Below are 21,479 nucleotides of genomic sequence, written 5' to 3'. Positions count from 1 at the left end.
CGCCAATTCCACCGTTATTTCAGACAGATGTTAAAGCAGCGAACTCTCAAGTCGGTGGTCCGCGCCGCAGGCGTTGGTCTGCATTCCGGCGTCAAGGTGAACATCAGCTTGCGTCCGGCCGCTTCCGGGACAGGTATCGTCTTTCGGCGAATTGATCTCGATCCGGTGCTTGACCTGCCAGCGTCGGCCTTGCTCGTCGGCGACACGCGCATGTGCTCGTGCCTGGAGCGTAACGGCGCCAAGGTCGGGACCATCGAACACCTGATGTCGGCTTTCGCGGGCCTGGGGGTCGACAACGCCTTCGTCGACCTCGATGCCGCCGAAGTACCGATCCTCGATGGCTCGGCCTCGCCGTTTGTCTTCCTGATTCAGTCGGTCGGAATTGAAGAACAGCCGGTCGCCAAGCGCTTCATCCGGATCAAACGTCCGATCGAAGTCCGCGAAATGGACTCCTCCGGCGAAAAGTGGGCACGCCTCGAACCATACGATGGTTTCCGCCTGTCTTTCTCGATCGGTTTCAACCATCCGGCAATCGATCGCACCGGTCAGCAGGTGACCATCGATTTTGCCGAGCACTCGTATGTCCGTGAAGTGGCGCGGGCGCGTACCTTCGGTTTCATGCAGGAGGTCGAGTGGCTGCACGAAAACGGTCTCGCACAAGGCGGGGGCCTGGAAAACGCCGTCGTCCTTGACGAGTATCGCGTGCTGAACGCGGATGGTCTGCGCTACAGCGATGAATTCGTCAAGCACAAGGTACTCGATGCGATCGGCGACCTCTACCTGCTCGGCCACCCCTTGCTGGCTTCATTCAGCGCTCATAAATCCGGGCATGCGCTGAACAATGCGCTGGCCCGGGCACTCCTGGCCACCCCGGCGGCATGGGAGTACGTCAGCTTCGAAAATCGCGAACTGGCACCAGCGACCGTCTCCCGCTGGCTGACCTTGCCGGCTTTCTGAATACATGTGGTTGTTGCGTCTGCTGGGGGTATTGACGGTACTCACCGTCGCCGGCGGCGTGCTGGCCTTCCTTTTCACTCGGGACGCGCGCTATCTGCAGTTTTCCTGGCGCCTGTTTCGCTATTCGCTGATCGTTGCACTGCTGATTTTCGCGCTGCTGATCCTCGAACGGGTTGCCGTCATTCCTGTCTAGCTGAATGCGCCAGCAGGTTTTCGACCGCCGTGCGCAATGCCGATGCCGGCAGCGCATCGCGCAATGCCGTCAATTCCTGGCTGGTCCTGGTGCTGAGTGGCTTCTGCGTCGGCGCAGGGGTCGCGGCACGCTCTGGCCGGGCCTGTACCTTGACCTGCACGCTGGTGCATTCGAGCCCCCGCTTCGACAGTTCGTCGGCGAGCGTTGGCGCCATCTGGCGCAGCTTGGTGGCCACTGCGCCATTGCTGGCGTGAATCACCACGACTCGCGACTTGTAATTGGCCACGCAACTGGCCTCGCCCAGATGTGCCGGAACGATCTCCTGGTAGAGACCTTCCAGCTTGACCAGGAGTCGCGCGTGCGCCAGCACCTTGCCGGCGCCCTCGGTTCCTTCAAGATAATTCAGCAGTAAGTCTGCCATCAGCTTTCCTGGTTAGGGTTTGCAGGATACGCCAGACAGCTGTGGGACGTCCACTGACAGCGATTCGATGGTGGGTGCATGCGCGCCATCCAGATGCCAATCGCCCGCCTACCGGGAAACCGCCAGGATGCGCTCAGGCGCAGCAATACCGGCATCGGGCAAAAACAAGCGATATAATCCCCGTCATGGCTGTACATCCCCTTCTTTTGCAGCAATTTCCGCTACTTAACTCGCTTCCTGCAGATCAGCTGGAACGACTTGCCGGTCAGGCCAGTACCCAGACCTTCGCCAAACGAGAGGTGGTGCTGCCTAAATCGAGTGCTCCTCGCAACCTCTGCTTCCTGGTCAATGGGCGCCTTCAGGCAATTGACTTTACCCTCGACGGCAGGGAAGTCGGCCTCTATTTCATCGACCCAGGCGACTATTTTGCCGAGTTGGCCCTGATCGACGGTCAGACGCAGCCGGAACTGGTGATCTCCAATAGCGCATCCCAGGTGGTGTTTGTACCGGGAGCCGAGATTCGGCCCTTGCTGTTCTCAACGCCTTCGATGGCCGAGGCACTGTGTCGGCGCTTGGCACAAAGAGTGCGCATCCAGGTGAACCATCGCCAGATTCTGGGTTTGAACAATCCCTTGCAACGCATCTGCGCGCATCTGGAACTCCTGACCATGGGTAGTGATGGCAACCGGCGCATTCTCAAGGCACCTACGCACCAGGAGATCGCCATCATGGTGAGTTTGACCCGTGAAACCGTCACGCGCACTTTTCAGGTGCTGCAAACCAAGGGGGTGCTGACCAGGGAAGGAGAAGACCTGCTGGTGGATTCCGCCAAATTGTCTGAACTGGCGACCAGTCGTGCGGGCAGCGGCAGCGATTGACAGCAGTGCGCATCGGCGCCCGGTGGCGAAGGGCTGCCTCATCCTGCTACTTTGCCTGGCATAAAATTTGCTGTGCAAGAGAATCTATTTCGAAAGGCGCACGATGGAAATTACTTCTGCGACAGCCGTCACCAATCTGGCATCGACAGCCATCACGGCTCCCAAGAACAACTCCAGCGCGGCAAATTTTGCCGACCTGCTTGTGGATACGGTCAAATTTGCCGAAAGAAAGGAGGCAAAAGAGGCCAGCTTCGTTTCCGGGCGTCTCGGCGTCGACCTGAATTCCAACGGTGTCCCGTTGCGAATGGTGTACCTCGACGAGCAAGGGAACAGATTGACTGCCTCGGCCTTCTCCGCAGAGAGCATCCTGCGCAATACGCAGCAGCTTGGAATCAGCCTTGGTGATCTCAAGGATCTCGGCAGGCAACTCGATGCCGCAGGCATTGGCTACAAGCCCTATGATCTGTACAAGGGAACCGGTTCGGACCATGGGATCGATTTCGATGACCTGATTGCCGGTGGGCTGGGAACCGCCTATGACTGGACTCGGGACGCCAATGTTGCCGCCAAGGGCCCGGGCGCTCTCCAGAGACTCGAAGAGGCAGCCGCCCTGGCAAAGTCACTCAATCTCACGGCCCACGCCGAAGTGACGAAAAACCAGGGTATCGACCCGACTCGCTTCACAACACAGGCGGCAACAGGAGCATCGCCGCGTCACTATGTGATGTTCAATGGCAGCGTCGCCGCCTGGTATGGCAGCAGTGAACAGGCAAACCAGGCAAGTCAACTCTATGGCGGCAGCGTCACCGACATTGCTTCCCAGGCAAGCGCGAATGCCAGCGTCGGCATTCGCGCTCGCAACTCAAGTTCCAGCACCACCGCCAGCCACAGTGAAGCCACTCAAGCGACTACATCAGCAAGCGCAGCGGACCAGTTGCAAGCCCTGATCAATACCATCCGCGGCAGCGGTGTAGCCGCCAACGTCAATCCGCTACTACAAGTGCTTGGCAACTGGCTCCGCTGACTCCGCGCGGAAGTCCGCATTCTTTCCGCGGATCATCCTGGCAGATATCTTCACCCTTCAGGCCGGCCGAAATACTCGTACCCCGAGAATCACGCCGCCGATCAGCAAGACGATACCGATCAGTGCCGTGCTGCCGGGTAGCGCGCCTCGCCAGATGAAGGCATAGGCAAAAGCGGCGAGCGTTTCGAAAACGATCAACTGGCCGGTGAGAGCGGTCGGCAGCAGCTTGCTGGCACGATTCCAGAGCAGCGTACCAAGCCAAGACGCGCACAGTCCCAGGGTCAGCATCAGGCCAACATAGCGTAGCGCTTGTGGTCCGAGTGGATAGTCGAAACTGCTCGACCCATGCAAGTACAGGCCGGCACCAGCCATGCCGATGACCGCCAGCGGCAGCGTCGCCAGGCCCTGGGCGATCGCCCAGGTACCGGAAGCGAGCGCCGGTCGCTGGCGCAGCCAGCGGGAATTGCGTACCGGGTACCAGGTCCAGGCAAGTACTGCAGCGATGGCGAGCAGCGCTCCCAGGAGATGGTCATGGTGGCTGCGCTGGCCATCGAGCAGCGCCATCTCATGCTGGTTCACCAGCGCGATGCCGCTCGCGATCACCGCCAGCGAAGGCAGCAGGCGACGCCAGGGTAGGGCTTCGGCACCGAAGTTGGCGACAAGCGCAATGACGATCGGCAGCGTGCCGATGAGCATCGTCGGCAAGGGGGCTCCGGCGAGCTGGATCGCCGCCGAGAGAAAAAGGTAGTAGAGGAGGTTTCCGACCAGCGCCAGTTCGCAAGCCATCCGCCAGTCCTGCCGCTGCAATTGTTGCAGGCGCGGCAGGTCGGTCCAGGCGAGCAGCAGCGCGATGATTCCGAAACCGAGGTAGCGACCGAAGGAAAGCATTGCCGGTGGATAGTCGGGCAGCATCAGGGGAACGACAAACACCAGCCCCCACAGCAGACCGGCGCCGAGTGCGCAGGCTACGCCCTCGACAAGGGCGCGGTGGACCAGCAACTCTGGTTGCACCCGGTCAGTGGCGGAAGATCGGCGCCTTCGGCAGTGGCGGCCACTCGATGGCGTCCAGCATGTTCTTGACCAACAGACCCAGTTCTGTATCGCCGACGATCGACAGCTCGCGGTTGAAGAATAGCGTGTCCGGATCTTCCTGGCGCACCAGCAGTTGCAGAAAAGCCGAAAGGTTGGCGCGAAAGCACAGATCCGGCACTTCCGGAACCTTGAACAGCGGCCGGAAAATGCCTTTGTAATAGTTGAAAGATGCCTGCCCACCGACGTCGAGGACTTCGATGACGAAGCAGCGCCCTTCGAGTTGCGCCAGATTGTCCGCGGGGAGCACCCCAAGCTTGGCCGCAGCGTTGAGCGCCGTTGCCAGCGCCAGCGAGTGTGGCCATTGCGGCAGGTGTGCGCCGATCGCCGAGACCAGGATCGGCAGCCTGAAACGGGGAATCGAAAAACCATTGTTCATATACAGCTTCCTTGCCGTGCTGCGACAGTAGTCTGCTGCACGATGCCGGGTTTGCCAAACCAGTAACCGTTGACCAGCCCTTCGCATGCCCAGCCGACGGGATCGGGTTCGACTGCCTGCGAATGGCGTGCACTGTCGAAAGCGGTGATGATCGCTGCCATGGTCTGCGGCTGCGGACTGATGCGGATGACCTCGACGCCCATCGCCAGCAGTTCGGGGATCTGCGCCAACAGGTTGTAGGTCTGTGCCGACATCGTCTGAATGCCGTTGATGGCCAGAAACGGCTGCCCTTCACGGGTGCGCAGCGTGATTCCTTCGGGGTGGTCGAGACACTTGAACTGGCAGTCGTCCTTGTTGAGGTGATAGCGACGTGCGGTGAAACAGCGTGCCGAGTAGGCGAGCGGCAGTTTGCCGAAAACGAAGACCTCGGTCTCGACACCAGCCGGGCGACTGCGATGCAGCGCTTCGATCAGCCGACGGTCACCCTCCAGCGGCGGCAGCCAGCGGCGCATCCCGTAGCGGGCAAAAGTGGCCAGCGTCACTTCGTTGTAGATGTTCAGATGGGGGCCGGCGACAAAAGGCCTGCCGGCGGCGATGTTCACCGCGCCGAGGTCGTTGGCCTCGAACTGGCAGCGCGGAATTTCGCTGAGTTCGTCCAGCAGACGACGCAGCGCCTTCAGATCGCTTTCCGATTCGAGCAGTGCCTGTGCCGAAATGACCACTTCCTTGCCGGCGTCACTGAGGTCGCGTGCCAGTCCCAGCCAGTCGGCGACGCGGAGTTGCTGGCGGCGTGAGCAAACCACTTCGCCGACATAGAGGATGTCGATCGCCGGATTCTGCGCCATTTCGGCATAGAACTCGAAGACCTCGTGTTTCGGCCAGAAGTAGAGCAGTGGTCCGAGAGCGAGTTTCATTGTGCCTCCCTATCGCCACGGGCGGTTATAGGCGCCGAGTGTCACCTGGCTGCCCTCGGCGACGCGTGCCAGTTCAGCCTGCCACTCTGGCTTGACATGAAAGTGCCGCGCGTCCCTGGCGAGTTCGTCGAGCGCCGCGCGCAAAGCGCGGGTGACCTGCGCGACATAGGCCGGGCTGCGCTGCCGTCCTTCGACCTTGATCGCCGCGACGCCGATACTGGCGATCTTCGGCAGAATTTCCAGGACATTGAGGCTGGTCGGTTCTTCGAGTGCGTAGTAGGTTTCGCCGTCCACCTCGAAGCGCCCCTTGCACAGTGTCGGGTAACCGGCAGGCTCGTCGTCGCCGAAGCTGTCGATCAGGATACCGTTCAGGCGGGTCGTCATCTGTCCCGGCGAGCGGTCCCACTGCACGTACTTTGCCGGCGAACACGCGCCGACGGTATTCGGCGATTCGCCGGTAGCGTACGAAGACAGCCAGCAGCGCCCCTCGTTCATCACGCACAGGCTGCCGAATCCGAATACCTCGATCTCCACCGGCGTGTTGCGGATCACCATCTCGACCTGCGCCAGCGTCAGCACGCGCGGCAGCACCGCGCGCCGGATGCCGAACTCGCGGTGGGCAAAATTGACCGCCTCGTAGCTGCTTGCCGAGCCCTGCACCGAGAGGTGCAGACGCAGGCCAGGGTGACGCCTGCTGGCGTAGTCGAGCAAGCCGACGTCGGCCAGGATCACCGCATCGACGCCGAGTCCGGCCGCACCATCGACGGCATGCTGCCAGTCGGCGGCGCGTCCGGGCTGAGCGAAGGTATTGATCGCCATCAGCACGCCGCGGCCTCGCGACTGCGCGTAACGGATGCCTTCGAGCATGGCTTTCTGATCGAAGTTGAGGCCGGCGAAATTACGCGCATTGGTGTCGTTGCGGTAACCGAGATAAACCGCGTCGGCACCGTAATCGACCGCCGCCTTGAGCGCCGGCAGGCTGCCGGCGGGACAAATCAGTTGGGGAATTTTCTGGCGCGGCATGCGAACCCTCGTCGAGCGAAATACGCAGTATAGGCATGCCTGGAATGCAGCACTTGATTCTCGTCAATTTGCCGCCGATTGCTCCTGCAAGCGAGCAATCAGAGTTTCCTGCCACCTTCCGGCATGACGATGTTGACTTCCAGCACTTCGAAATTTCCCTGTTTTTCCAACGACACCTTGATGTCTTCAGGGTTGACCGACACGTACTTCGCGATGACGGACATCAGCTCCTGTTGCAAGGCCGGCAGGAAATCCGGCGTGCTGATGCTGCCATTGCGCTCGTGGGCAATGATCAGCTGCAGGCGTTCCCTGGCAATCGCTGCCGTCTTGGGTTTGCTGCCGAAGATCAGGGAGAACAGGGACATGCTCATCTACCCCCGAACAGTCGCTTCAAGAGACCTGGCTTCTCATAGTCGACGAAACGCAGGGGGATGGTCTCGCCGAGAAAGCGGCCAACCACGTCGAGGTACGCGCCGGCGACGTCAGTATCCGTCAGATGGATCACTGGGGTGCCCGCGTTCGATGACTGCAGCACCGCTTCGGATTCGGGAATGACGCCGATGATCGGCACGCGCAGGATCTCCTGCACATCCTTGAAGGACAGCATCTCACCTTCCATGACGCGCTTCGGCGAATAGCGGGTGATCAGCAGGTGTTCCTTGACGGGCTCGCCACCGAGCAGGGCGCGCCGCGATTTGGCCTGGATGATCCCGAGGATACGATCGGAGTCGCGCACCGAGGAAACCTCCGGGTTGCTGACTACCAGTGCTTCGTCGGCAAAGGTCAGAGCCATCACCGCACCACGCTCGATCCCTGCCGGTGAATCACAGACGACGTAATCGAAGCCCATGTGTTCGAGCTCCTTGAGAACCTTTTCCACGCCTTCTTCGGTCAGCGCATCCTTGTCGCGGGTCTGCGAAGCAGGCAGCACGAAGAGATTGCCGTTATCGCAGTGCTTGTCCTTGATCAATGCCTGGGTAAGTGTCGATTCGCCATGGAGGACATTGACCAGGTCATAGACGACGCGGCGTTCACAGCCCATGATCAGGTCGAGGTTGCGCAGGCCGACGTCAAAATCGATGACGGCAGTCTTGTATCCACGCAGGGCGAGGCCCGAAGCGAAGCTGGCGCTGGTGGTGGTTTTGCCGACTCCACCCTTGCCGGACGTTACGACGACGATACGTGTCACGGATTTTTCCCCGCAAGTGAAAGAAAAGATTCTACCCGCAGAATGAGTATTCTGTTACCTGGCTCTACAGGTTGCCGGAGCTTGGCCGCGCGCGTCATCGCCGCTAGTCGATCCGCAATGCTTCGACGATCAGGGTGCTCGCTTCTTCACCAGGCTTTTGCGAGCGCCTGATCTGCACCGGTTTCTCGGCCAGCTCGACCGGAACCCCGCCATCGAAGGTCCGGTACAACCCGGCCACCGAAACCAGTTCGGCATCGAAGCGGGTGCAGAAAATTCGTGCCCCGGCAGCACCGCTGGCACCGGCAAGTGCGCGACCATGCAGGGGCGCGTAGATGTGAATGTGGCCATCGGCAATGACCTCGGCGCCGGCATTGACCGCTGCCAGAACCACCAGGTCGCCGCCACGTGCATAGACCTGCTGTCCCGAACGCAATGGCCGGTCGATGAACAGCGCTGGCGCGCTCGCGGCTGCGGGCGTCGGTGGTGGCGCTTTGGGGGCTGGCTCGGTGACGGGCGGTGGTGGTGCGGCCGTATTGTCGTGCACAGGGATCGCACGTTCGCCGGCAGCGTAGGTCGGCAAGCCGGCAAAGGCCGCGCTGTAGCGGAGTTCTTCGCTTCCGCCACGTACGCCAATGACGTTCAGTCCGTGTGCCTTCAGCACCTGTTTGACGCGCCGCCAGTCGGCCTCGGGTACATCGGCGAGTTGCGCCAGTTCGAGCAATGCGGCGTCACCGTCGAAAAAGTCATCATCACCGAAGAGCCTGCTGGCCGCTTCGGCTAGTGCTTCCGGCTGCAGGGTGCGCAGAGTGACCACGACCACCGGTAACGTGGTTCCCTTGAACTCGATCAGTTGGATTGTCTTGTTTGTTCGCTGCATGGCGCCGTCAGGGAGGTGAATGGAAAAGATCGCGTCAGCCAGCGGCTGGAGAAGCGGCGAAGTCTAGCCGAATCGGCAACAAAGCGAAATACGCCGGCGGGCTTCATTCGGTTGCTGGGAAGCTGCATGCGCTGGATCGACAGGCCACCAGATCGCGCGTTCAAGGCCAGGCCCTGGCTCCCCAGATCATGCGACGGGCGACAAAGTGGCGTAGCGGTGGCAGCAGGTCAAGGGTCAGCAGCCCCAGCCCACGCACCACCCGCAGTGGCCCCAGATCGTTGGAAAAGAGGCGGACCAGGCCATCGGTAAACGCCATGCTAGCGCTGCGGTCGATGCGCCGGCGTCGGGCGTAGGTGGCCAGGGTGCTTGCCTCGCCGGCGTCGCTGCTGATGTTGGTGCGCAAGGTTTCGGCCAGTTCCCAGGCATCACGCAGGCCGAGGTTGAAGCCCTGTCCGGAGACCGGGTGCAGGCTTTGCGCGGCATTGCCGATCCACACCTGTCGGGGAGCGCTGAGCTGTTGGCGGATGCGCAGCGCGAGCGGAAAGCTGGCGCGTGAGCCGCTGCCTACGAAATCGACGTGACCGCCAAAGGGTGCGCGCAGGGCAGCGAGAAAGTGTTCTTCGTCGAGCTGAAGCAACTCGCTGGCCTTTTCGGGCGGCACGCTGAACACCACTGCGTAGTCCTGACCCAAGGGTAGCAAGGCGAGAGGGCCGTCAGGAGTGAAACGTTCCCATGCCCGACGAACGTGCGCAGCGAGCGGGCGGACTTCGGCAACGACGGCATGCTGCCGGTAATCGTACACCCTGACGTCGGGATCGTTGCCGGGAGTGCCCTCGGCATGGACGACGAGGCGTGCAGAGATGCAGCGCGGGCCGCCGTCGCTACCACCGTCCAGCGTGATCTCGGCGGCTTCCCTAGCGAGGCGGATGGCGATGACTGCGCATTCGTTCAGTAGCCGTGAAGATTCGATGCGGGCATCCAGGTTGGCCGCCAGATCACGGTAACGCATCACGTAGCCCAGTGCTGGAATGTCGTAGTCCGCCGCGTCGATGAGCGTGCGGCCAAAGCCGCTGCGTTGCGAGACGTGGATGGTCTCGATCGGCGTGCCGGCGTTGACATTCCATGCTCCGAGGTTTTCGAGAAGTTGCCTGGTTCCGTACGATAGAGCCAGCGCCCGCGGGTCACTGGCCCAGGCGCCGCGCCGGCGGCTGTCGATCAGCAACACACTGAACGGGCCACCGGCCAGCGCCAGCGCCAGCGTCATGCCGACCGGACCGGCGCCGACGATGGCAATATCGACCGCATCGATGGTCTCAGTCATGGCGCATCACTTCTTCGATTTCGGCGACCGATTTTGGCGCACTGCTGTAGACCATGCAGCCGTCGGTAGTCAGCAGCAGATCGTCTTCGATGCGCACACCGATGCCATGCAGAGATTTCGGGACATTCGCTGCGGGACGCAGGTACAGGCCGGGTTCGACGGTCAGGGTCATGCCTGCACTCAGGCTCACCCAGTCCTCTTCCGCAGTGCTCTTGCGGTACTCGCCGACGTCGTGGACGTCGAGACCCAGCCAGTGGCCGGTACGGTGCATATACCAGGGTTTGTACGCGGCACTCTCGATGGCGCCGTCGACACTGCCGGTGAGCAGCTTGAGGTCGATCAGGCCTTGTGTGAGAACGCGCAGCGCCGCCTGGTGATAATCCATGAACGATACCCCGGGACGCACCGCGGCAATCGCTGCCTGCTGGGCGGCGAGGACGATTTCGTAAACTTCGCGTTGCGCCGCGCTGAAGCGACCGCTGACCGGGAAGGTCCGGGTAATGTCAGATGCGTACCCGGAAAGCTCGCAACCAGCATCGATCAGTACCAGCGAATGCGCGGCCAGCAAGCGGTTGTTTTCGACATAGTGGAGGATGCAGGCATTGCTTCCGCCGGCGACGATCGGGGTGTAGGCGTGTCCGTCGGCACCGCGGCGGCGGAATTCGTAGCTCAGTTCGGCTTCCAGTTCGTATTCCGCCATGCCTGGCCGGCAGGCGCGCATGGCGCAGGCGTGGCCGGCCGAAGCGATGTCGGCGGCGCGGCGCATGCAGTCGATTTCGTGGGCGTCCTTGATCAGTCGCATCTGGTCGAGCAAGTTGCGCAGATCACGGATTTCGCCGGGTGCGCGTGTGCCGCTGCGACTCTCGGCGCGAACCGAATTCAGAGCATTGGCAATGCGGCGGTCCCAATCGGCGTCGTGGCCGAGCGAGTGCCAGAGGACGCTACGGTTGGCGATCAACTCGGGCAGTTTCTGTTCGAGACTGGCAATCGGATGCGCTTCGGAAAAGCCGAAGGCCTCGGCAGCGGTTTGTGGTCCGTAGCGGAAGCCGTCCCAGACTTCGCGCTCATCGTTCTTCTCGCGGCAGAAGAGGATCGACCGGGCTTGCTTGCCGCCAAGCAGCACGATCACTGCCTCGGGCTCGGGAAAGCCGCTCAGATACCAGAAATAGCTGTCGAAACGATACGGGTAATGCGCATCGCGGTTGCGCAGACGCTCGGGTGCGGTGGGAATGACGGCGACGCCATCACCGAGGCGAGCCAGAAGCTGCTGGCGGCGATCAGAGTAGGGTTGGTGATGCATGCGCTTCTGCAAGCTCCATATCGAGTTCGGCGAGACGTTCGCGGGTGCCGACGTCGACCCAGCGGCCGTGGTGTCGTTCGCCGCGGATGACTCCCCGGGCAATGCCGTCATCGAGCAGCGGGCGTAGCTTCATCGCCGCGCCGGCGGGGACGGCGGCAAAGAAATCCGGCCAGAAGACACCAATGCCGGCGTAGGTCAGGGCATCTCCGGGCGTGTCGGCAGCACTCAGCAAGGTCTCACCGGCGAGGCGGAAATCGCCCTCGGGGTGGTGCGGCGGGTTGTCGACCAGCAGCAGGTGGGCACGGCACTGGTCGAGCGCTTGCGCCGCCAGGTGGGCGCGAGCGAAATCCCAGTCACACCAGATGTCGCCGTTGACTACCAGAAACGGTTGTTCACCGAGCAGTGGCAGTGCGGCGGCGATGCCGCCAGCGGTTTCCAGGGCTCCGGCTGGTTCGCGCGAGTAAGCGATGCTGAGGCCAAAGGCGCTGCCGTCGCCGAGCGCCGCTTCGATTTGCTCGCCTAGGTGGGCGTGGTTGATCACCACCTCGCGCCAGCCGGCTGCCGCCAGGCGGTGCAGGTGCCAGACGATCAGCGCCTTGCCACCGGCACGCAGCAGTGGTTTTGGCGTCGTGTCGGTGAGTGGCCGCAGGCGCTCACCGCGACCGGCAGCGAGAATCATCGCTTTCATCAGAAGGTGTAAGCGACGTCGGCTGTTCGCTTCTCGAGCGTGTCGAGCAGGCGCGCGAGAGCTCGCAATTCGCCATAGCGCTCGCAGGCTCGGCGTAGATGGCGCATCACCAGCGGCATGTCCTTGAGGTAATCCTGCTTGCCGTCACGGTGGCAGAGGCGGGCGAAAATACCCAGCACCTTGAGCTGGCGCTGTGCGCCCATCCATTCGTAGTCGCGGTAGAAGTCATGGAAGTCGGCGTGCACCGGCAGCCCGGCCTGGCGCGCTGCTTCCCAGTAGCGGATCAGGAAATCGAGTTCCTGTTCTTCTGGCCACTCGATGTAGGCGTCGCGATAGAGCGAGACGAGATCGTAGGTCACCGGACCATGGACGGCATCCTGGAAGTCCAGGATGCCTGGGTTGGCCGGGAAACTTCCGCCAATGACCATCAGATTGCGCGAATGGTAGTCGCGATGGACGAAAACTTGTGGCTGTCGCAGATTGTTGGCGAGCAGCGCGGCAAAAACTGCGTCAAGCGTGCTCTGCATTCCGGCATCCAGGGTCAGGCCAAGATGCCGGCCCAGATACCATTCGGGAAAGAGCGCGAGTTCGCGGCTGAGCAGGCTGTGGTCATACTCGGGAAGGACTCCGGGCCGGCTGGCCAACTGTATCGCCACGAGAGCGCTGTTGGCGTCGCGATAGAGTTGGGGCGCTGTCTTCCTGTCCTGCAGGGCGCTCAGGTAGGTGGTACTGCCGAGGTCAGAAAGCAGCAGAAAACCCTGCGCAAGATCGTGGGCGATGACTTCGGGGACATGTGCACCCGCCTCGTGAAACAGCGAAGCGATATGCACGAAGGGATGGCAGTCTTCTTTTTCGGGCGGCGCGTCCATGACGATCCGCGTGCTCTGATCCGGCAGCGTGACGCGAAAGTAGCGCCTGAAGCTGGCGTCGGCCGAGGCGGGTTCGATACGGATCTCGGCGACAGGGAATTCCGGTTCGAAAAGGGTTTGCACCCAGTCACGGAGCAATGCAGTACGCGGCATGCCGTTTCTCCTTGGCGTGGAAGTGTCGCGTCAGCGACTCACGAATCTTCCCTCGACAATGGCAGAGGGCTTGGGGGTTGGGGGTTGGGGGTAGGATAAAGGCATGAATTTCGTGATTGCAGGGTGCCTGGAAAAATCATGTCCGTTGGACGATGATGTTAAAATGAATGGATTTTATCATCCGATCGGTGCCGCAAAGCGCCTTCCGAAAGAACAACCTGACGTATCCTTTACCGACCACTCCGGAATGACCTTTCCTTCTCGGCGCAAGCCGCTGACCCTGATCTTCTGCTGCAGTGTGGTCGGCACACTTGCTGCAAGCTTTGCTGGCCAGGTACGGGGGCAGAGTTCGGTACCGTTCCGGGTCGATCCAGTCCTGCTCGGTTTGCCGCCGGTGAAGCCGGTTGCCAGACCGGTCGCGGTACCTTCTGACCCGCCTGCTGCAGAGGCCAGGTCTGTGCAGGCACCAGTAGTCGAGACACGGCCGATGCCGGAACCTCCTGCCCCGACGCCGCAGGCCGAGGCCGAACTGCGCAAGTCGCCGGAAGAAAGAGCCGCCGCGAACGTCGAGACACGGCCGATGCCGGAACCGCCTGCCCCGGCGCCGCAGGCCGGGGCCGAACTGCGCAAATCGCCGGCAGAAAGAGCTGCCGCGAACGTCGAGACACGGCCGATGCCGGAACCGCCTGCCCCGGCGCCGCAGGCCGAGGCCGAACTGCGCAAATCGCCGGCAGAAAGAGCTGCCGCGAACGTCCCGGTTGCGGCAGAGATCGCTTCGCCAGTGGACAGTGCGCCGACGACGGCGGCGAAGCCTCTCGTGTCTGCGGTGCCCTCGCGAGCCGGGTCCTCACGCCTTGCTTCCTCGCCGGCTGAGCCGGTGCCCGAGGCTGGATCGCTGTCATTACGGATGGCACCGGAGATGCTGCCGCCAGCGTCGGAGAGCAAGGTGCCACGACCGGTTTTCCTGAGCGCCCAGCGAATCTCGGGTGTCGTGGACCGCGAGGTGGTGGCCGAAGAGAACGCGGAATTGCGCAAGGTCGGCACGGTGTTGACTGCTGACCGCCTGACCTACTGGCCGGTTGACGACGAGGTCGAGGCCATCGGGAATGTGCGCATCGAACAAGGTGAAGACCTCATTTCCGGTCCGAAGGCGCGTCTGAAAATCGCGGATCAGGTCGGTTTCTTCGACCAGGCTTCGTACTTCGTCAAACGGCAGGCTGCGACGGCGACGCCGGCCGGCAAGAAATCGCCTTCGCCCTGGGCTGAGGTGCAGGACGAATCGGAGACCGGTTTCGCCGCACCGCGCGTGCTCGGCATCAAGCCCGGGCAGACCAAGCTGAAGAGTCCAGCAAAGCCGGCAAACGAGTTGACGGAGGCGCGTGGTGAGGCTGAGCGCATCGATCTCGAAGGGGAAAATCAGTATCGTATGACCTCTGCCACCTACACGACCTGCAAGCCGGGCAACGACGACTGGTATCTCAGTTTTGCCGAGTTGAAGCTCGACTACGATAATGATGTGGGCAGCGGTGACGACGCCACGGTGCACTTTCTCGGGGTGCCGATCCTGCATTCCCCGTGGGCCTCCTTTTCGCTGAACAACGAACGAAAGTCCGGTTTTCTGATCCCGCGCTATGGATCGAGCAGTGATAGCGGCTTCGAGTTCGTCCTGCCGTACTACTGGAATATCGCGCCAAACATGGACGCGACAGTCGAGTCCCGGATTCTCAGCAAACGCGGCTTTCAGCTCGGCACCGACTTTCGCTATCTCAACGCGGCGTATGGTGGAACGTATCGCGGCGAGGCTCTGGCCGAATACCTCCCGGACGACCGGAAGACGAACACTGACCGCTGGGGCGTGGTGCTGAATCACAACCAGACCCTGGCCAACGGGTTCTCCGGGACGATCAATTACACCAAGGTTTCGGACAACAACTACTACACCGATCTCTCCAGTCAAATCACCAGTACCTCGAAGACACAGCTCCTGCAGCAGGGGGTACTGAATTACGGTGGTGGTGGTTGGTGGAACGCGACTGCCAATCTGCAGTCTTTCCAGACGCTGCAGCCCGACCCGAAGAATCCGGTGGCCAAGCCGTATCGCTTGTTGCCGCAGATTACGGTGAACGCGAGACAGCCGGATCTGTTCTCCACCGACAGCGCTTTCTTCGGGCAATACACTGCTTTCGTTCACCCCGACGCAGACAAGGTTGAAGGGCAGCGGATCGTGTTGCAGCCGCAGGTGTCATTACCCTACATTACTCCGGGGTGGTATGTAATCCCGCGCCTGGGGGTCAACTTTACCGAGTACTCACTATCTTATCCGACATCGGCAACGGTTCTTCCCACTTCGATCAGTCGCACCTTGCCGATTGTCAGCGTCGATTCCGGGATGACTTTCGAGCGATCGAGCAACTGGTTCGGTCGTGACTATACCCAGACGCTGGAGCCGCGCTTGTTCTACCTGAGCATCCCATACCAGAACCAGAACAACATCCCGGTTTTCGACACCGCTCTTGCCGACTTCAATTTTGCGCAGATATTTGCCGACAACCAGTTTTCCGGCTGGGATCGCATCAATAACGCCAACCAATTGACCGCTGCAGTGGCTTCCCGTCTCGTCGATCCATCTTCCGGGAGCGAAATCATGCGGGCGATGGTTGGCGAAGTCTTCTATTTTGCCGACAACCGGGTCGTCCTGCCGGGAACGCAGGCCAGGACGAGCGACCGCAAATGGGACAAGTCCGATTTGCTGGCTGCATTCAGTGGCCAGTTGTTGCCACGCCTGTACGCTGACGCTGCCGTGCAGTACGATATCAACGATCAGCGCTTCCAGCGTTATTCGCTGGGTACGCGTTATCTGCCGGGGCCTGGCAAGGTGCTGAATGCCGGTTACCGTTACAATGTCGATGCAGCGACGCCGATCAAGGAGTTCGACATTTCCGGGCAATGGCCGATCAACGCTCGCTGGCAGGCGGTCGGTCGCTACAATTATTCGTTGATCAATTCCACCCCGGTCGAGATCATTGGCGGGCTGGAGTACCACGCGGGTTGCTGGGTGCTGCGTACGGTGGCCCATCGTATCCAGACAACCCAGGCCGATTCGACCACGCAGTTCTTCGTGCAACTCGACTTGACTGGTTTGTCGAGCATCGGCACGAATCCGCTGACTGTTCTCCAGCGCAGGGTTCCCGGATACGCTGTGGGTCAACCGGCAACTGATCCAGCTTTGGCTGAATGGTAGGTGTAGAGATGATTATTCTGTTTCGCAGCGTGCTTCTGGCCACCTGCCTGGTTGGATGGCAATGGCACAGACTCGGACACCTGGCCAGCCGATCGCAGTCGACCGTATCGTTGCGGTGGTCAATGACGAAGTGATCACGCAGCACGAGTTGCGTTCGCGCCTCGACTCTGCGCTGGGTCAGTTGCAGCGGCAGGGCATGTCGCCGCCACCGCGCAATGTGCTCGAAAAGCAGATGCTCGAACGTCTGGTGATGGACAAGGTGCAGTTGCAGCAGGCACGCGACATGGGCCTGCGCATTGACGATACGCAACTTGAACAGGCGCTGCAGCGTATTGCTGCCGGCAACAATTTTTCGCTCGCCCAGTTCCGGGCGGCACTGGAAAGGGACGGGATAACGTTTGCGAGTTTTCGTGAAGAGATTCGCGCGGAAATGACGATTGCCCGCCTGCGCGAGCGCGAGGTGGAGAGCAAGATCTTCATCTCCGACGGTGAAGTGGACAACTACCTCGCCGGTGCGTCCGGGCAGGGAGGTGCCGGGGAAGAGTACCAGCTGGCGCATATTCTGCTGCGAGCGCCTGAGTCGGCAAGTCCAGAGCAGATTCAGAAGCTGCGTGCCAAAGCCGAGCAGGTACTCGACCGTTCAAGCAAGGGCGAGGATTTTGCGCAGCTCGCGGCTGCCTATTCGGATGCTCCGGACGGCATGAAGGGAGGCAATCTCGGTTGGCGTTCGCTGGATCGCCTGCCCACGATGTTTGCCGAGGCAAGTCTCAAGCTCAAGGCAGGTGAGGTGTCGCCGGTGCTGCGCAGTTCGAACGGCTTCCATTTGATCAAGCTCCTGGCCAAACGCGGCGGCGGTGCAGCACAGGCGGTCGAGCAGACGCACGCGCGGCACATCCTGATCAAGGTCAACGAAGTCGTCTCGGAGTCGGAGGCCCGGCACAAGCTGGAGGGTTTGCAGGCGCGGATCAGGCACGGTGAAAGCTTTGCCGAGCTGGCCAGGCTTTTCTCACAGGATGGGTCGGCTTCCAAAGGCGGCGATCTTGGCTGGATCTACCCTGGCGACACCGTCCCGGAGTTCGAGCGGGCAATGAATCTCCTCACGCCGGGTGAACTCAGTCAACCGGTCCAGTCGCCTTTCGGTTTTCACCTGATCGAAGTGCTCGAGCGCCGTGTCCAGGACGTGTCGAGTGAGCGGCAACGCGCGGCGGCGCGTCAGACGCTGCGTGAACGCAAGCGCGACGAGGCCTACCAGGACTGGCTACGCCAGGCACGCGACCGGGCGTATGTGGAAATTCGCCTGGAGGAAGGCTGAGCGTATGGGGTTCTTGCCAGCGATTGCCGTCACGGCCGGCGAACCGGCCGGAGTCGGTCCCGAGATCTGCCTGCGCCTGCTTGAGCGCGCGCGCCAACGGCCGTTTCCCGCACGCATCGTCGTCCTCGCGGATCGTTCTCTGCTCGCGGCGAGAGCGGCAGCGCTGGACCTGCCCGACCGCTTGCGTGACTGGGATCCGTCGCTGCCGCCGCGGGCGGGTACGCTGGACGTTCTCCACCTACCCCTGGCGGCCGAAGTCCATCCCGGCCGCTTGGCTCCAGCCAATTCGCCGTACGTGCTGGCGCTGCTCGACCGCGCGCTCGCCGGATGCCTGTCCGGAGAATTTGCCGCGATGGTCACCGCGCCGGTGCACAAGGGGGTGATCAACGATGCCGGAATTCCTTTCACCGGCCATACCGAATACCTGGCCGAGCGGACGGGCACGCGCCGGGTGGTGATGATGTTGGCCGGTGGCGGTCTGCGCGTGGCGCTGGTGACGACGCATCTGCCGCTCAGGGATGTGCCGGCCGCCGTGACCGACGCCGCCGTTGCAGAAACGCTGCGCATCCTGCATCGCGAGATGGGGAGCAAGTACGGCATCGCCCGACCGCGCATCCTGGTTGCCGGGCTGAATCCGCATGCTGGCGAAGGCGGCTACCTGGGCCGCGAAGAAATCGACGTGATCATCCCGGTGCTCGACAGGCTGCGAGCCGAAGAAGGCATGACACTGCTCGGGCCGCTACCGGCCGACACGATGTTTTCACCGCCGGTGCTGGCACGCGGCGACTGCGTTCTGGCGATGTACCACGACCAGGGGCTGACGGCGCTCAAGTACGCGAGTTTTGGTCATGGCGTCAACGTCACTCTGGGTCTGCCGATCATCCGCACTTCGGTTGATCATGGCACCGCGCTCGAACTCGCGGGCAGCGGGCAAGCGGATCCCGGCAGCCTGTTGGTGGCCATCGAGCAGGCAATCGAGATGGTGGAACGAGCCCGCAGCAAGGGCTGATCGGATGAGACCACATGTCGCGCGCAAGCGCTTTGGCCAGAATTTTCTGGTCGATCAGCAGCTCATCGCCGACATCGTCCATCTGCTGGCGGTGCAGCGGGACGACCTGCTGGTCGAGATCGGTCCCGGGCTGGGCGCCTTGACCGGCCCGCTCTTGCGGCGGCTCGACCATCTGCATGTGGTCGAGATCGATCGCGATATCGTCGCCCGGCTGCGGCAGGCGTATGCGCCCGGGAAGCTGACGGTGCACGCAGGCGATGCGCTGGTTTTCGCTTTCGGTGAGTTGGCCAACACCGCAGGTACTGGCCTGCGCATCGTCGGCAATCTCCCTTACAACATTTCGACGCCGCTCCTGTTTCATCTTGCCGGCTTTGGCAACTGCGTGCGCGATATGCACTTCATGCTGCAGAAGGAAGTCGTCGAGCGCATGGTCGCGGCACCCGGCAGTGGCGAATTCGGGCGCCTGTCGGTGATGCTGCAGTACCGATTCGTGATGGACAGGCTGCTTGATGTTCCGCCAGAGGCATTCAATCCCGTGCCAAAGGTACATTCGGCAGTCGTGCGTCTGATTCCGCGTCCAGCAGCAGCATTGTCGGCGATCGACGCCCCCCTGTTCGCCAAGCTGGTGTCGGCGGCCTTCGCACAGCGGCGCAAGATGCTGCGCAACAGTCTCAGTGGCCTGGTTGACGATTCCCTGCTGGCAGTACTTGGCATTTCACCAGCCTGTCGCGCCGAGGATCTGTCGGTTGACGACTACATTCGCCTGGCCAACAGCCTCAAGATAGAGCGCCAGTAGCGCGTGCGGCAGCTATTCCTGAGTGGCGGGCATCAGTCGGCCAATTCAACGGTTACCGGTGCGTGGTCCGACGGACGTTCGAGTTTGCGTACTTCCCGGCTGATTGCGGCGGCCCTGCAGCGATCGGCGAGGGGTCTGGACAGCAGGATGTGGTCGATCCGCAGCCCCCGGTTTTTCTGAAAAGCGAGCATCCTGTAGTCCCACCACGAGAAACTCTTGTCGGCTTGGGCGAAGAGGCGAAAGCTGTCGGTCAGTCCGAGATTCAGCAAACGCTGTAAAGCGGCACGTTCCGGCTCCGAACACAGGATTTGCCCGGCCCACGCGATCGGGTCGTACACGTCCCGGTCATCCGGTGCAATGTTGAAATCGCCAGCCAGGACGAGTTGTGGATTGGCGTCGAGTTTTTCGGTGATCCACCTGGCGAGTGCATCCAGCCACTCGAGCTTGTAAGCATACTTGTCACTGCCAATGGCTTGTCCATTCGGGACGTAGGCGCAGACCACACAAATGCCGCCGATGGTTGCGCTAAGCAGGCGCTTCTGCTCATCAGGATAGAGCGGATTGCCGAAAACGATATCCGTCGGCGTTGCGCGCGTCAGCAGGGCAACACCGTTGTACGTTTTCTGTCCCGAGAAAGCGACGTGATAACCCATGGCCGCGATTTCCTGACTCGGGAAGTCCTGGTCCTGAAGTTTGGTTTCCTGCAGGCAAACGACGTCTGCTTGCTGTGCAGCCAGCCATGCGAGCAGTTGCGGCAGGCGGACCTTGAGTGAGTTGACATTCCACGAGGCAATTTTCATGTTTGACCGAAAGAATTGATGAGATTGAGCATGTCAAGTAACGGTAATCGATACCGATATGGGTATGTTATCGTACTGTCCGTGGCTTTGCTGCCTTGTCGGATGATGGAAATTTGGGGAAATGTGCGTTATTTCTCTTGTGCAAGCCCGTCCAGCACGTATCCTGCGCCTGCTCGAAGCCTTCCGGTGCCGACCCATTGACCCACTTGAGCGGGCAGGAAGCAGCAAGGGACTTGGGCATACATTTGTTCGCCCGGCCAATTCCACTATACTGTGGCGCATTTGACGCAACCCGTCGGAGCAACATCGTCGAGACTTGCCGTAAACCTGCGGGAAACCGTTTCCAAGTTGGCGACTACAAAGGAGAGCATGATGGTTGTTACACGCCTGCATGATGTGACTGGCGTTTTGTTTCGTTGGATTTTGCTCGGTGTGCTGGGATCGCTGCTGGTGGGGTGCTCGTCGTATCCTCCGGCACCAGCCTCGGCAGCTTCGGCAGACTATCGTTATATCATCGGGCCTGGCGACAGTGTGAATATCATTGTCTGGCGCAATCCGGAACTCTCGATGTCTGTCCCTGTGCGTCCAGATGGAATGATTGCAGGCCCGCTGATCGAGGACATGCCGGCCATGGGCAAGACCCCGACGGCTCTGGGACGGGACATGGAGAAGGCGCTTGGGACCTTCATTCGGGATCCGGTCGTGACGGTCGTGGTCACCAGTTTCGTAGGAAACCAGAGTGAGCAGATTCGGGTTGTCGGGGAGGCATCGAAGCCGCAGGCGCTACCGTACCGTCAGAACATGACACTGCTCGACGTGATGATCGCGGTCGGTGGTCTGACCGATTTCGCCGATGGTAACGGGGCCTCGGTGGTGCGTGCTGGTACAGATGGCAGCAGGCAGCAGTACAGCGTTCGTCTGACGGATTTGATCCGGCGTGGGGACGTCTCGGCCAATGTGGACATGAAACCCGGCGATATACTGATCATTCCGCAGAGCTGGTTTTGATCGCTCTCTGGCCTGCTCTGGAATACCTGACTTCCCTT

Annotated in this window: 22 protein-coding genes; 9 read left to right on the top strand and 13 right to left on the bottom strand. The window is 61.4% G+C overall.

Features of this window, described 5'->3' with window-relative positions:
* Positions 1-27 precede the first annotated feature (27 nt).
* Positions 28-957: a UDP-3-O-acyl-N-acetylglucosamine deacetylase gene (lpxC, locus tag V5B59_RS10725; protein ID WP_034913326.1), complete on the top strand. Its 930-nt coding sequence runs from the start codon at positions 28-30 to the stop codon at positions 955-957.
* A gap of 4 nt (positions 958-961) precedes the next feature.
* On the top strand, positions 962-1,150 hold the full coding sequence (locus V5B59_RS10720; protein ID WP_034913323.1) for a hypothetical protein: 189 nt from the start codon (positions 962-964) through the stop codon (positions 1,148-1,150).
* Here the strand turns inward: V5B59_RS10720 and V5B59_RS10715 are convergent.
* Positions 1,137-1,571: a DciA family protein gene (locus V5B59_RS10715; protein WP_169069849.1), complete on the bottom strand. Its 435-nt coding sequence runs from the start codon at positions 1,569-1,571 to the stop codon at positions 1,137-1,139. The two genes, V5B59_RS10720 and V5B59_RS10715, sit on opposite strands and share 14 nt — an antisense overlap.
* A 185-nt stretch (positions 1,572-1,756) precedes the next feature.
* Between V5B59_RS10715 and V5B59_RS10710 the strand changes: the two genes are divergently transcribed.
* Together V5B59_RS10710 and V5B59_RS10705 are read left to right on the top strand one after the other, a co-directional pair.
* Complete coding sequence (locus V5B59_RS10710) at positions 1,757-2,449, top strand: Crp/Fnr family transcriptional regulator (RefSeq protein ID WP_034910114.1); 693 nt, start codon at positions 1,757-1,759, stop codon at positions 2,447-2,449.
* Positions 2,450-2,552: 103 nt separating this feature from the next.
* Positions 2,553-3,473 (top strand): hypothetical protein, encoded by a 921-nt coding sequence (locus V5B59_RS10705; RefSeq protein ID WP_169069851.1) that lies wholly within the window; start codon positions 2,553-2,555, stop codon positions 3,471-3,473.
* A gap of 57 nt (positions 3,474-3,530) precedes the next feature.
* Here V5B59_RS10705 and V5B59_RS10700 read toward each other — a convergent pair whose 3' ends face one another.
* The 11 genes from V5B59_RS10700 to V5B59_RS10650 form a co-directional block, all read right to left on the bottom strand.
* Complete coding sequence (locus tag V5B59_RS10700) at positions 3,531-4,472, bottom strand: DMT family transporter (protein WP_248594750.1); 942 nt, start codon at positions 4,470-4,472, stop codon at positions 3,531-3,533.
* A gap of 16 nt (positions 4,473-4,488) precedes the next feature.
* Positions 4,489-4,941: a ubiquinone anaerobic biosynthesis accessory factor UbiT gene (gene ubiT / locus V5B59_RS10695; RefSeq protein ID WP_034910110.1), complete on the bottom strand. Its 453-nt coding sequence runs from the start codon at positions 4,939-4,941 to the stop codon at positions 4,489-4,491.
* A complete protein-coding gene (locus V5B59_RS10690) occupies positions 4,938-5,855 on the bottom strand; it encodes a U32 family peptidase (RefSeq protein ID WP_169069853.1) in 918 nt (305 codons plus the stop codon). The genes ubiT and V5B59_RS10690 overlap by 4 nt, the downstream gene beginning before the upstream one ends.
* A 9-nt stretch (positions 5,856-5,864) precedes the next feature.
* Entirely contained in the window at positions 5,865-6,878 is a 1,014-nt protein-coding gene (ubiU, locus tag V5B59_RS10685) for a ubiquinone anaerobic biosynthesis protein UbiU (protein WP_169069854.1), read from the bottom strand.
* 98 nt (positions 6,879-6,976) lie between these two features.
* On the bottom strand, positions 6,977-7,243 hold the full coding sequence (gene minE / locus V5B59_RS10680) for a cell division topological specificity factor MinE (RefSeq protein ID WP_034910988.1): 267 nt from the start codon (positions 7,241-7,243) through the stop codon (positions 6,977-6,979).
* A 2-nt stretch (positions 7,244-7,245) separates the two neighbouring features.
* Complete coding sequence (gene minD / locus V5B59_RS10675) at positions 7,246-8,067, bottom strand: septum site-determining protein MinD (RefSeq protein ID WP_034910990.1); 822 nt, start codon at positions 8,065-8,067, stop codon at positions 7,246-7,248.
* A 103-nt stretch (positions 8,068-8,170) separates the two neighbouring features.
* On the bottom strand, positions 8,171-8,944 hold the full coding sequence (minC, locus tag V5B59_RS10670; protein ID WP_169069855.1) for a septum site-determining protein MinC: 774 nt from the start codon (positions 8,942-8,944) through the stop codon (positions 8,171-8,173).
* 160 nt (positions 8,945-9,104) lie between these two features.
* Entirely contained in the window at positions 9,105-10,265 is a 1,161-nt protein-coding gene (locus V5B59_RS10665) for an FAD-dependent monooxygenase (protein ID WP_169069856.1), read from the bottom strand.
* Entirely contained in the window at positions 10,258-11,565 is a 1,308-nt protein-coding gene (locus V5B59_RS10660; RefSeq protein ID WP_034910997.1) for an aminopeptidase P N-terminal domain-containing protein, read from the bottom strand. The genes V5B59_RS10665 and V5B59_RS10660 overlap by 8 nt, the downstream gene beginning before the upstream one ends.
* Complete coding sequence (gene murU, locus V5B59_RS10655; RefSeq protein WP_034910999.1) at positions 11,543-12,253, bottom strand: N-acetylmuramate alpha-1-phosphate uridylyltransferase MurU; 711 nt, start codon at positions 12,251-12,253, stop codon at positions 11,543-11,545. Before murU ends, V5B59_RS10660 begins: the two co-directional genes overlap by 23 nt.
* Positions 12,253-13,275: an aminoglycoside phosphotransferase family protein gene (locus V5B59_RS10650; protein ID WP_169069857.1), complete on the bottom strand. Its 1,023-nt coding sequence runs from the start codon at positions 13,273-13,275 to the stop codon at positions 12,253-12,255. The genes murU and V5B59_RS10650 overlap by 1 nt, the downstream gene beginning before the upstream one ends.
* Before the next feature lie 247 nt (positions 13,276-13,522).
* Between V5B59_RS10650 and lptD the strand changes: the two genes are divergently transcribed.
* The 4 genes from lptD to rsmA all read left to right on the top strand — a co-directional run bounded on the left by lptD (position 13,523) and on the right by rsmA (position 19,633).
* A complete protein-coding gene (gene lptD / locus V5B59_RS10645) occupies positions 13,523-16,516 on the top strand; it encodes an LPS assembly protein LptD (protein WP_332351865.1) in 2,994 nt (997 codons plus the stop codon).
* 61 nt (positions 16,517-16,577) lie between these two features.
* Positions 16,578-17,828, top strand: coding sequence for a peptidylprolyl isomerase (locus V5B59_RS10640; RefSeq protein WP_332351864.1), 1,251 nt, complete (start codon positions 16,578-16,580; stop codon positions 17,826-17,828).
* Positions 17,829-17,832: 4 nt separating this feature from the next.
* Positions 17,833-18,837 carry a 4-hydroxythreonine-4-phosphate dehydrogenase PdxA gene (gene pdxA, locus V5B59_RS10635; protein WP_034908945.1) on the top strand — a complete coding sequence of 335 codons (1,005 nt, stop codon included), beginning with the start codon at positions 17,833-17,835 and terminating at the stop codon, positions 18,835-18,837.
* Between the two features lie 4 nt (positions 18,838-18,841).
* Positions 18,842-19,633, top strand: coding sequence for a 16S rRNA (adenine(1518)-N(6)/adenine(1519)-N(6))-dimethyltransferase RsmA (gene rsmA, locus V5B59_RS10630; protein WP_034908942.1), 792 nt, complete (start codon positions 18,842-18,844; stop codon positions 19,631-19,633).
* Positions 19,634-19,665: 32 nt separating this feature from the next.
* Here the strand turns inward: rsmA and xth are convergent, their stop codons facing one another.
* Positions 19,666-20,433, bottom strand: coding sequence for an exodeoxyribonuclease III (gene xth, locus V5B59_RS10625; RefSeq protein WP_169069860.1), 768 nt, complete (start codon positions 20,431-20,433; stop codon positions 19,666-19,668).
* 372 nt (positions 20,434-20,805) lie between these two features.
* Here xth and V5B59_RS10620 point away from each other — a divergent pair, with 372 nt between their 5' ends.
* Positions 20,806-21,441 carry an XrtA/PEP-CTERM system exopolysaccharide export protein gene (locus tag V5B59_RS10620; protein WP_169069870.1) on the top strand — a complete coding sequence of 212 codons (636 nt, stop codon included), beginning with the start codon at positions 20,806-20,808 and terminating at the stop codon, positions 21,439-21,441.
* Positions 21,442-21,479 lie beyond the last annotated feature (38 nt).

The sequence above is a fragment of the Candidatus Accumulibacter contiguus genome (assembly GCF_036625285.1).
Lineage (GTDB): Bacteria > Pseudomonadota > Gammaproteobacteria > Burkholderiales > Rhodocyclaceae > Accumulibacter > Accumulibacter contiguus.
This window is presented reverse-complemented; position numbering and strand designations above follow the sequence as displayed.